Below are 9,267 nucleotides of genomic sequence, written 5' to 3'. Positions count from 1 at the left end.
GCGGCTGCCGCCCCGCGGGGGGCCGTGATCGACCGCCCCGCCGCCCCGCCCCGGCCCGGAGCCACTGTTCGTCCGGGCCGGGGCGGGGGGCTAGCGAACTACCAGACCGGCGCCAGGAGTTCCCCGGTCCCGGCGTGCCGGACCGCGATCGCCTCGACGGGGCACATCTCGGCGGCCTCGACGAGCTCCTCGGACGGTGCCGCCGTCGGCCGGACGGGCGTGGCCCGGCCGTTGGCGGCCAGCGTGAGGGCGTCGGGGGCGGTGCGGGCGCACAGACCGCTGCCGATGCAGCGGGCCTGGTCGACCGTCACGGCGACGGGCTCGGCGCTCACCAGGCCACCTCCAGGCCGAGCGGGCTGCGGGTGAGCAGGCCGGTGCGCCAGGCGATGTCCTCGACGGGCGCGGCCAGGCGCAGCTCGGGCAGGACGCGGGCCAGGTGGTGCAGGCCGAGTTCGAGCTCCATCCGGGCCAGCCACGCGCCGAGGCAGTGGTGCGGTCCGGCGCCGAAGGTCAGCGACGGGGTGCCGAGCGGCGCGAACAGGTCGGCGGGGCCCGGCGGGTAGACGTCGGGGTCGAGGTTGGCGGCGGTGCTGTCGCAGGCGATGATCGCGCCCTCGGGGATGGTCACCCCGCCGATCTCGACGTCCGTGACGGCGCGGCGCAGCTGCCCGGGCGCCTCCCGGATGTCGCCGAGCGGGACGGTGCGCAGGATCTGCTCGGTGGCGGCGGTGGCCGCCGACAGGTCCTCGCCGATCCGCCGCCACGCGCCGGCGGGGGCCTGGCCGGCCGGGTCGAGCAGGTAGACCAGGGCGTTGCCGAAGCTGGTCATGGTGGTCTCGTGGCCGGCGATCACCAGGCCGATGGTGAGCGAGGTCAGCTGGGCCTCGCTGACCCCGCCGGTCTGGTCGGCGGCCTGGACGAGCGAACTCACCAGGTCGTCACCGGGGTTGGCGCGGCGCTCGACCACCAGCTTGTACCCGAACTCGCTGAACTCGCCGATGGCGGTGCGGATCTCCTCCGCCGTGTACGCGGTGGTGGACAGCGCGTGGTCGCTCCAGTGGCCGAGCCGGTCGGTGTCCAGGTTCTCCAGCTTCATCAGCCGGCTGATCACCCGCACCGGCAGCGGCTTGGTGAGCGCCGCGACCACGTCGGCGGGCGAGCCCGAGGCGACCAGCTCGTCCACCAACTCCCGGACCACGCCGTCCACCCAGGGACGCCAGCGCTCGATGGCGCGGGGCGTGAAGGCACGCTGGACGGTGCGGCGGATCAGCTGGTGGTCGGGGCCGTCACTGTTCAGCATGGACGCCGGGTCGTCCAGGATGTTCGGCGTCAGGGTCAGCGGCGGGGCGTCCGGCGCGTACAGCGCGGCCCGGCCGAAGCCGGGGTGCGCCAGCGCCTGCCGGACGTCCGCGTGCCGGGTCAGCACCCACACCGGGGTGCCGGTCGGCAGCGCGGCGAGCCTCGGCGGGCCGGGTTCGGCGCGCAGCAGGCAGTGCAGGGGCACCAGCGGTTGTGCGGCGGACGCCTCGGGGTGCGCGGCGGCGGTCAATTCCGTCCTCCTGGCGAGAGATTGCGGGCTGCCACCCGGCAGCCACTCCCGACCGTATGCGGCGCACCCGTCCCGCAGCAGGACGGAAATCAGCCACCCGTGGAATCCCAACGGGTGGACAGGGAGCGGAAATCCGTTCGAGTGCGGGGCGGCCGTCAGGCGGGGACGAGGGCCAGCGCCTCGATCTCGATCAGCAGCTCCGGCCGGACCAGCGCCACCACCTGCACCGCCGAACTCGCGGGCAGCCGCGCGGGGTCGAGGTGCGCCTCGCGGGCCTCGCGGACTGCCGGGAGGTACCCGATGTCGGTGACGAAGATCGTCAGCTTCACCACGTCCGCGAAGCCCGCACCGGCCGCCGCCAGGCAGCGGACGAGGTTGGCGAACACCTGGCGGGCCTGCGCGACCGGATCGCCGACGCCGACCACCTCGCCGTGCTCGTCGAGGGCGACCTGCCCGGAGACCTGGACCAGCCGGCCGGTGCCGGTCACCACGTGGGTGTAGTGGGCGGCGGGGGCGACGCCCGGCGGCGCGGAGATGTGGGTGAGGTGGGAGGAGCTCATGACGATCATCCTCCCGCACCGCCGCCGCCCGGCGCACCCCGATTCGCGCCCGGCCCCGAGCCCTCGGCCCCGGCCCCGAGCCCACGGTCTTGAGCCCTCAGCCCTCGACCTGCGGCAGCTCGCGCAGGAACGGCCGGTCGGAGGGCGGGAGTCGGTGCAGCGGGCCGGCCGCCCGCAGCACCACGTCCAGCACCGCGTCCGGGTCGCACGCGTAACCGCCGCTCGCCCAGGCCGCGTTGGCCTCCACCACCGCCCAACCGCCCGGCGTGCGGCCGACATCGACCACCGCCGCGCTCGGCAGCGGCGCGCACTGCGCCGAGGCCGCCAGCACCTCGGCGGCGAACGCCGCCAGCTCCGGCCCGTCCGACTCCGGTGCGCCGACGGACAGTTCGCCGTCACGGGCGTACCGGGAGGCGGCCCGGACGGCGCCGTCCAGCACGAACAGCCGGTACTCGACGGCGAACCGCACCACCTCGCTGACCAGCACCGGCACGTCCGCGTCGAGCAGCTCCGGGCCCGGCAGCGCGCCGCCGTCGGCGTACACCCGGGCCGCGAAGAGCTTGTCCGCCGGGGCCTTCACGAAGGCCGGCCCGGCCAGCCCCCGGGCCGCCCCCAGAGTGGTCAACTCCACCGCGCGGCCGGTCAGTTCACGCGGCAGCGCGGCCAGCCAGCCGGACGAGGGCTCCAGCAGGCCCAGCCCGAGCGCCCCGCCGACCGCGTCCGCGAACAACGGGCCGCCGTACAGATGGACCTGACTGTCCATCAGCTCCTGCGGGGCGCGCCAGGAGGAGGCCGTGAACGCCCGCATGCCGCGCCGGCCGGCGGCCGTGCGCAGCTGCAGGCCGGTCTCGTTGATCCGGGGCGCGAGCAGCAGGGTCGGGGAGTGTGCGGTCATGAAGACGATCATGGCGGGCCGATCGGCCGTCCGGCCAGCGGTTTTCCACCCGACCGGCCCGGGATCAGCAGGCGGGCAGCCGCCCCTGCGGGCAGTCCCAGCCCTCCGCGTCCGGTGCCGCCTCCGCCGGCCGGCAGCAGCCGGCGTACGGCCACGGCATGACCGAATCCGGCCGCCGACCGGCGTCGAACGGCTCGTGCGGCCGCGGGACGCCCGGCCACCGGACGTCCTCACCCGGCGAACACGCCACGACGGCCCGGCCCGGCGGGAATCCGTCGGCCTCCGCCCAAGGCTCCGGCGAAGCCCCACCCGTGGTGCCCGCCGGCAGCCGTGCCGATCCGCCAGTGACCATGATCAGTCCCTCCCGCGTCCATCGGCCCCGCCGCCTCGGGGCAGTCCCAAAACCACCGGAAGCCGGGTCGACCGCCGGGTCGGTCAGAGCGTACGGCGCATCGCCAGCCGCGGCCAGCGGTCCAGACCGAGCGCCGCCTCGTGCGCCCGCACCTCCCGCAACCCCGGGCCCCACTGCTCCGCCGGTACCGGCCGGAACCCGCAGCGCTCGTAGTACGGCGCGTTCCACGGCACCTCGGCGAACGTCGTCAACGTCACCGCGGGCAGGCCCAGTTCCGCCGCCACCCGCGCCGCGTGCTCCAGCAGCTCCCGCCCGACGCCCCGGCGCGCCGCATCCGGATGCACCGACACCTGCTCCACGTGCAGCGCGTCGTCCACCCGCTCCGCGATCAGGTACGCCACCGGGCGGTCCGCCCCGTCCACCGCCACCCACGCCAGGCCGGCCTCGGCGTACCGCGCCAACTCCTCGACCGGCAGCGGCTCGTCCTCCGCGATCTCCGGCATCCCCACCTCGTGGAACCAGCGGCCGGCGGCCCGCTCGATCTCCTGAAGCACCGACAGTTCCTCGACCCGCACCGTTCGTACCCGCATGCCCCCATTGTGCCCCGCCCCGCACCGGGCGCCCGAATCCGGGCGCCCGGCACGCGAATCCCGGGCGCCCCGGGACGCGGATCCGCCGTCAGGCAGCGGGCTCGGACGGCAGGCGGCCGGTGCGGATCGCCGTCAGCAGCGCCGCGTGGTCGGCCTCGGACCGGTCCGCGTAGGCGACGGCGAAGGCCGCCAGCGCCTCCTCCAGCCGCTCGTCCTTCCCGCAGTAGCCGGCCAGCAGCGCCGCGTCGGCGGTGTGGGCGTGCGCCCGGGCGAGCAGCGCGCCGGTGAGGCGGCCGTAGTCGTCGAGCTGCGAGGGAGTGAGGGCCGCCGGGTCGACGCTGCCCTTGCGGTTGCGGAACTGCCGCACCTGGTACGGGAGTCCCTCGACCGTGGTCCAACCCATCAGCGGATCCGACACCACCTGCATGCGCTTCTGCCCGAGCACCACCCGGCGCCCCTCGTGCCCGCCCTCCGCCGGCACCGGGAACCCGGCCCGCACCAGGTGCGGCAGCAGCACCGACGGCCGGGCCTCCTTCACCTGCAGCACCAGCGGCTCCTCCCGGCGGTCGGTCAGCAGCACCACGTACGAACGGGTGCCGACACTGCCCGTGCCCACCACCCGGAACGCCACGTCCCGCACCCGGAACCGGGCCAGCAGCGGATGCAGCTCCACCGGCACCGTCTGCCGGTACGAGGCCAACGAGCCTGCCACATCGAAGGCCTGACGATCCGTCACCCCGCTCAGGATCGGCGGCGCGGGCGCGAACCGCCAACCCCCGTCGTCGGTACGGACGGTGGAGCGGGACGCGAACTTCGCGCCGGTGTTGCGCAGCGCCTTCGCCGACACCGCCGCCAGCACCTCGCTCAGCTCGTGCGCACCCGCGAACTCCACCAACTGGTGCTCCGCGATGGCGTCCCAGGCGTTCCACGCGTCCAGCGCCGGCAGCTTCGCCAGCCGCCGCACCGTCCGCCGGTACGTCGCCGCCGCGTCGAACGCCGCCTGACGGCAGGCGAGTTCGTCCGCGCCCAGCTGCCGGCCCGCCAGCACCAGGCTCGCCACCAGCCGCTTCAGATCCCACTCCCACGGCCCGGCGACCGTCTCGTCGAAGTCGTTCAGGTCCAGCGCCAGCCGGCCCCTGGCGTCCCCGTACAGACCGAAGTTGGCCGCGTGCGCATCCCCGCACAGCTGCGCCACCACGCCGCTCACCGGCGTGGTCGCCAGATCGTGGGCCATCAGACCGGCCGAACCGCGCAGGAACGCGAAAGGCGAGGCCGCCATCCGCCCCACCCGCAGCGGCACCAGCTCCGGCAGCCGGCCCGCGTTCGCCGACTCCACCGCCTCCGCCACCCCCGGCCGCGCCGCCGCACGCACCAGCCCCGCGTGCGACTCCAACGGCACCCGCTCCCGCAGCGCCTTCCCGCGCCGCTTCGGACCCTCCTCCGCCGACCCGGCAGGCACCCCGGCGGCGAACCCGTCCACCGCGAACTCCCGCGCCGAAAGCGAAAGTTGACCGCCCTCCCAGACCCCCACCGCCGACACCCCGGACTCCCTCCGACACCGCGCCACACCCGGCGGGGACCGCCCCCACCAGCGGTGACGCTACCCGCCCGGCCGCGCACCCCACCGGGCGGGTCCACCCCCGAACCGCCCGGCAGCCCGCCGTACCATGCCGACATGGCACACGACATCCGCAACCTCGACCCGGCCTACCTCGCCTTCTGGCGCGAGTACCAGCTGTGCACCCTCACCACGCTGCGCCCCGACGGCAGCCCGCACGTCGTCCCGGTCGGCGCGACCTTCGACCCCGAGGCCGGGATCGCCCGGGTGATCAGCAGCCGCGAGAGCCGCAAGGTCCGCAACGTGCTGGCCGCCGGCGAGGACGGACAGCGGGTCGCCATCTGCCAGGTCGACCGGGCCCGTTGGGCCACCCTGGAAGGCCGCGCCGTGATCCGCCAGGACGCCGAATCGGTCGCCGACGCCGAACGCCGCTACGCCGAGCGCTACCGGCAGCCGCGCGAGAACCCCGAGCGGGTGGTCATCGAGATCACCGTGGACCGCGCCCTCGGCCGCGCCTGAGACGGCGCTACGCCCGGGCCGTGACCACGTGGAAGGTGACGGTCGCCAGGAACGGGCCGGTGGCCAGGTGGTCGAGCCAGCGCTCGGACTCGGCCGCCGAGAGGTAGCCGGCCGCCACGGCCCGGCGGGTGACCCGCTGCAGGCCGAGCACCCGGTCGGCGGCCGCCACCTCGCGGAAGACCGGCGTCAGCGGATGCACGTCCACCACCTCGAACCCGGCCTCGGCGGCCAGTCGCGGCAGCTGGCTGCCGATCCGGGCGTTGCGCACCGCGTGGTCGGTGACGTACCGGGTGTAGGCGGCGGTCAGCGCCGGCTCCGGGTGGTCGATCGTCAGCGTGCCCCAGTCCGGCTCGCCCAGCACCAGCAGGCCGCCCGGCCGCAGCACCCGCCGCGCCTCGCGCAGCGCCAGCGCCGGATCCGCCACGTGCTGCAGCACCCGGTCGGTGCGCGCCCGGTCGCAACTCGCGTCCGGCAACGGCAGATCGTGCACGTCGGCCAGCCGCACCGAGACCTGGAACAGGTGCGCCGTCCGATCGGTGGCCGCGTCCGCCGCCTCCCGGTCGTGGTCCACCCCGTACACGGTGCCCTCCGCGCCGACCAGGCCCGCCAGCACCGCCAGATCGGTGGCCGGGCCGCACCCCAGGTCCACCACGGTGTGACCGCGCTCGGCGCCCAGCGCCCTGAGCATCGTCGCCTTGTAGTCGAGACCCAAGTCCGAGACGGCCAGCCGATCCAGGTAGGCGATCGGGTCGGGCGGCACGGTCTCGAACACAGGGGAGGTCATGACCGGAAGTCAATCAAACCCGGCCGCCCCAGGGAAGCGTCTTTCACCAGGACAAGGGGCGTACGCCGGGGAGTCCGGGGCGTTCGACGGGGGAGCGGCGGCGCGTTTTCGACCCCCCGCACCCGGGCCGTCGGAGCCCCTACGGCAGCGGGACGGTCAGCTGGGACTCCGAGTCGAACGTCCGCGCCGCGTCGAAGGTTCCCGTCAAGTCCGGGTGCCGGCCCAGCAGTTCGTGCGCCAGCGCGAGGCCGTCCGGCTCGACGCGGCGGGTCAGGCCCAGGTGCGGCATCCAACGGCCCGGCAGGTACAGCGGATGGGGATCCGGCGCGTCCGAAAGCAGCCGCCACACCTCGCGGTGCAGCTCCACCAGCGCCAGACCCGGCACCACGCCCCAGGACAGCACCCGCCGCCGACTGCGCGCCGCGAAGGACAGCAGCCCGCTGAACCGCACCTCCAACGGCAGCGCCCCGGCCAGCAGTTCACCCAGCTCCGCGAGCCGCTCCGGGGCGATCGACCCGCACGCCGCCAGCGTCAGGTGCGGACGGTGCGCCGGATGCGGATTGTCCGCCAGCGAGTCCACCCCGCCGTCGGCCAACCGCCGCCACACCGTCCGCACCGCCCCGTCCAGCGCGGGGGCACAGGTCAACTCGATGGTCCGCATGCCCCCCACCGTAGGGCCGCACCCGGCCGCACCCGCCACCGACCCGTGTGATGGGCTGTGCGGATGCGCACCATCGAGCCGCACCGGCCCACTCCCGCCCGAGAGCTGACGAACCATCAGAAGCGGATCGGCTGGCTGCTCGCCGCCACGGCCGTCCTCGCGCTCGGCCTGACCGGCCCCGGCCTGCTGCCGCCCGCCGCCGGGGCCCTGCTCGGCGGGGCGCTCTACACCGCACTGCTGCACACCCTGCTGATGGCCGCCGCACCCCGGCTGCGGCCCCGGACCGCCGGCGCCGCCGCACTCGCCGCGAGCTTCGCCGTCGAACTCTTCCAGCTCACCGGCGTCCCCGAGACGCTCGGCGCCCGCAGCCGACCGGCCAGGCTCGCCCTCGGCACCACCTTCGACGCCTCCGACCTGCTCGGCTACACCCTCGGCGCACTGGCCGCCACCGCCGCCCACCTCGCCGCCCGCCGCGTCGCCCGCCGCCCGCCGCGCCGGGCGGCGGCCGGGCGCGGCAGGTAGCGGGCGCGGGAGGGGCCGGGCACGGCGTGTCGGGCGGGTGCCCGGCCCGGCGCACCGCAGGGCAGATGGGTACATTTGGGACATTCGGGAGCAGAATCAGGCTTCGCGCGTCCACGCACAGAAGGCCGAACCGCCTTCGGAAAGGGTCTCCATGCACCCCGCCCTCAGCCCCGCCGTCCTCGCCGAGCTGCGCCGGCCGCGCCCGTACCCGGCGGTGTCGATCCTGATGCCCACGCACCGGCGCGAGCCGGACAACGCGCAGGACCCGGTCCGGCTGCGCAACCTCGTGGCCGAGGCGAAGGAGAGGGTCCAGAACGACCCCAAGGTCGACCGCGCCGTGCGGATCGACGTGCTCGGGCAGCTCGACCAGGCCCTCACCGAGGTCGACCTGGTGCACGCCGAGGACGGCCTGGCGATCCTCGCCGCCCCGGGCGAGCACCAGGTCTGGTCACTCGGCCGTACCGCCCCCGCCCGAGTGGTCCTGTCCGACACCTTCCTGACCCGCAACCTGGTCTCCGCGCAGATCGCCGAACGCCCGCTCTGGGTGCTCGCCGTCTCCGCCGACCGGGTGGTGCTCTGGGGCGGCACCCAGGAGCGCGTCACCGAGGAGACCTCCTACGGCTTCCCGCTGATCCGCGAGTACGACAATCCCGACCCCGAACGCCAGGAGCAGATCGGCGACACCCCCAGCACCTTCCGCGACGAGGAGACCAAGACCTTCCTGCGGCAGGCCGACAACGAGACCGCCAAGGTGCTCGCCGCCGACCCCCGCCCGCTGTTCGTGGTCGGCGACGCCCCCGCGCTGGCCCTGCTGGACGCCGTCGGCCCGATGGCCAAGGAATCCACCGCGCAGCTCCCGCACGGCGGCCTCGCCCAGGCCAACGCCGAGACCGTCCGCCACGTGGTCGAACCCGCCGTCCGGGCCCACGCCGACCAGGAGATCTCCGCCGCCCTCGCCCAGCTCGACAAGGCCCGCGGCCGCTCCGCCTTCGCCGCCGGCCTCGACGAGGTGTGGCAGACCGCCGGCGAGGGCCGGATCGCGCTGCTGGTGGTCGAGGAGAACTTCCGCGCCACCGTCCGCGACGACGGCGACCACCTGGTGCCCGCCGAGGCCGACGAGGCCGGCGCCCGCGAGGACATCGTCGACGAGGTCATCGAACGCGCCCTCGACACCGGCGCCAAGGTCAGCTTCGTCCCCGACGGCACCCTCTCCGACGCCGGCCGGATCGCCGCCGACCTGCGCTACTGACCGCCGCACGTCGAGGGGCCCGCACCGC

Annotated in this window: 11 protein-coding genes; 3 read left to right on the top strand and 8 right to left on the bottom strand. The window is 75.4% G+C overall.

The window, feature by feature from the left end:
• Positions 1 to 98 precede the first annotated feature (98 nt).
• The 6 genes from ACWEMJ_RS32555 to ACWEMJ_RS32530 form a co-directional block, all read right to left on the bottom strand.
• A complete protein-coding gene (locus ACWEMJ_RS32555) occupies positions 99 to 332 on the bottom strand; it encodes a ferredoxin (RefSeq protein WP_452140746.1) in 234 nt (77 codons plus the stop codon).
• Positions 329 to 1,549, bottom strand: coding sequence for a cytochrome P450 (locus ACWEMJ_RS32550; protein ID WP_452140745.1), 1,221 nt, complete (start codon positions 1,547 to 1,549; stop codon positions 329 to 331). Before ACWEMJ_RS32550 ends, ACWEMJ_RS32555 begins: the two co-directional genes overlap by 4 nt.
• A 155-nt stretch (positions 1,550 to 1,704) precedes the next feature.
• A complete protein-coding gene (locus ACWEMJ_RS32545) occupies positions 1,705 to 2,109 on the bottom strand; it encodes a RidA family protein (RefSeq protein ID WP_452140744.1) in 405 nt (134 codons plus the stop codon).
• A 97-nt stretch (positions 2,110 to 2,206) separates the two neighbouring features.
• The gene (locus tag ACWEMJ_RS32540; protein WP_452140743.1) at positions 2,207 to 3,004 is read right to left on the bottom strand and encodes an ATP-grasp domain-containing protein; all 798 of its coding nucleotides are present in this window, start codon (positions 3,002 to 3,004) and stop codon (positions 2,207 to 2,209) included.
• 435 nt (positions 3,005 to 3,439) lie between these two features.
• Positions 3,440 to 3,946 carry a GNAT family N-acetyltransferase gene (locus ACWEMJ_RS32535; RefSeq protein WP_452140742.1) on the bottom strand — a complete coding sequence of 169 codons (507 nt, stop codon included), beginning with the start codon at positions 3,944 to 3,946 and terminating at the stop codon, positions 3,440 to 3,442.
• 88 nt (positions 3,947 to 4,034) lie between these two features.
• On the bottom strand, positions 4,035 to 5,486 hold the full coding sequence (locus ACWEMJ_RS32530; RefSeq protein ID WP_452140741.1) for a DUF2252 domain-containing protein: 1,452 nt from the start codon (positions 5,484 to 5,486) through the stop codon (positions 4,035 to 4,037).
• Between the two features lie 135 nt (positions 5,487 to 5,621).
• Between ACWEMJ_RS32530 and ACWEMJ_RS32525 the strand changes: the two genes are divergently transcribed.
• Complete coding sequence (locus ACWEMJ_RS32525; RefSeq protein WP_452140740.1) at positions 5,622 to 6,023, top strand: pyridoxamine 5'-phosphate oxidase family protein; 402 nt, start codon at positions 5,622 to 5,624, stop codon at positions 6,021 to 6,023.
• Positions 6,024 to 6,030: 7 nt separating this feature from the next.
• Here the strand turns inward: ACWEMJ_RS32525 and ACWEMJ_RS32520 are convergent, their stop codons facing one another.
• Together ACWEMJ_RS32520 and ACWEMJ_RS32515 are read right to left on the bottom strand one after the other, a co-directional pair.
• Complete coding sequence (locus tag ACWEMJ_RS32520) at positions 6,031 to 6,807, bottom strand: methyltransferase domain-containing protein (RefSeq protein ID WP_452140739.1); 777 nt, start codon at positions 6,805 to 6,807, stop codon at positions 6,031 to 6,033.
• 139 nt (positions 6,808 to 6,946) lie between these two features.
• Entirely contained in the window at positions 6,947 to 7,468 is a 522-nt protein-coding gene (locus ACWEMJ_RS32515; protein WP_452140738.1) for a 2'-5' RNA ligase family protein, read from the bottom strand.
• Between the two features lie 63 nt (positions 7,469 to 7,531).
• Here ACWEMJ_RS32515 and ACWEMJ_RS32510 point away from each other — a divergent pair, with 63 nt between their 5' ends.
• Both ACWEMJ_RS32510 and ACWEMJ_RS32505 read left to right on the top strand, forming a co-directional pair.
• Positions 7,532 to 7,990 carry a ribosomal maturation YjgA family protein gene (locus tag ACWEMJ_RS32510; RefSeq protein ID WP_452140737.1) on the top strand — a complete coding sequence of 153 codons (459 nt, stop codon included), beginning with the start codon at positions 7,532 to 7,534 and terminating at the stop codon, positions 7,988 to 7,990.
• Positions 7,991 to 8,141: 151 nt separating this feature from the next.
• Entirely contained in the window at positions 8,142 to 9,239 is a 1,098-nt protein-coding gene (locus ACWEMJ_RS32505; RefSeq protein ID WP_452140736.1) for a baeRF3 domain-containing protein, read from the top strand.
• Positions 9,240 to 9,267 lie beyond the last annotated feature (28 nt).

Source organism: Kitasatospora sp. NPDC004531, from assembly GCF_053602195.1.
The sequence above is the reverse complement of the archived record's forward strand: the minus strand, read 5'-3'. Positions and strand labels throughout refer to the sequence as shown.

Excerpts from the sequence above, each read along its gene's own strand:
- ACWEMJ_RS32545 (WP_452140744.1), bottom strand. The coding sequence starts at position 2,109 with ATGAGCTCCTCCCACCTCACCCACATCTCCGCGCCGCCGGGCGTCGCC.
- ACWEMJ_RS32540 (WP_452140743.1), bottom strand. The coding sequence starts at position 3,004 with ATGACCGCACACTCCCCGACCCTGCTGCTCGCGCCCCGGATCAACGAG.
- ACWEMJ_RS32535 (WP_452140742.1), bottom strand. The coding sequence starts at position 3,946 with ATGCGGGTACGAACGGTGCGGGTCGAGGAACTGTCGGTGCTTCAGGAG.
- ACWEMJ_RS32525 (WP_452140740.1), top strand. The coding sequence starts at position 5,622 with ATGGCACACGACATCCGCAACCTCGACCCGGCCTACCTCGCCTTCTGG.
- ACWEMJ_RS32520 (WP_452140739.1), bottom strand. The coding sequence starts at position 6,807 with ATGACCTCCCCTGTGTTCGAGACCGTGCCGCCCGACCCGATCGCCTAC.
- ACWEMJ_RS32515 (WP_452140738.1), bottom strand. The coding sequence starts at position 7,468 with ATGCGGACCATCGAGTTGACCTGTGCCCCCGCGCTGGACGGGGCGGTG.
- ACWEMJ_RS32510 (WP_452140737.1), top strand. The coding sequence starts at position 7,532 with ATGCGCACCATCGAGCCGCACCGGCCCACTCCCGCCCGAGAGCTGACG.
- ACWEMJ_RS32505 (WP_452140736.1), top strand. The coding sequence starts at position 8,142 with ATGCACCCCGCCCTCAGCCCCGCCGTCCTCGCCGAGCTGCGCCGGCCG.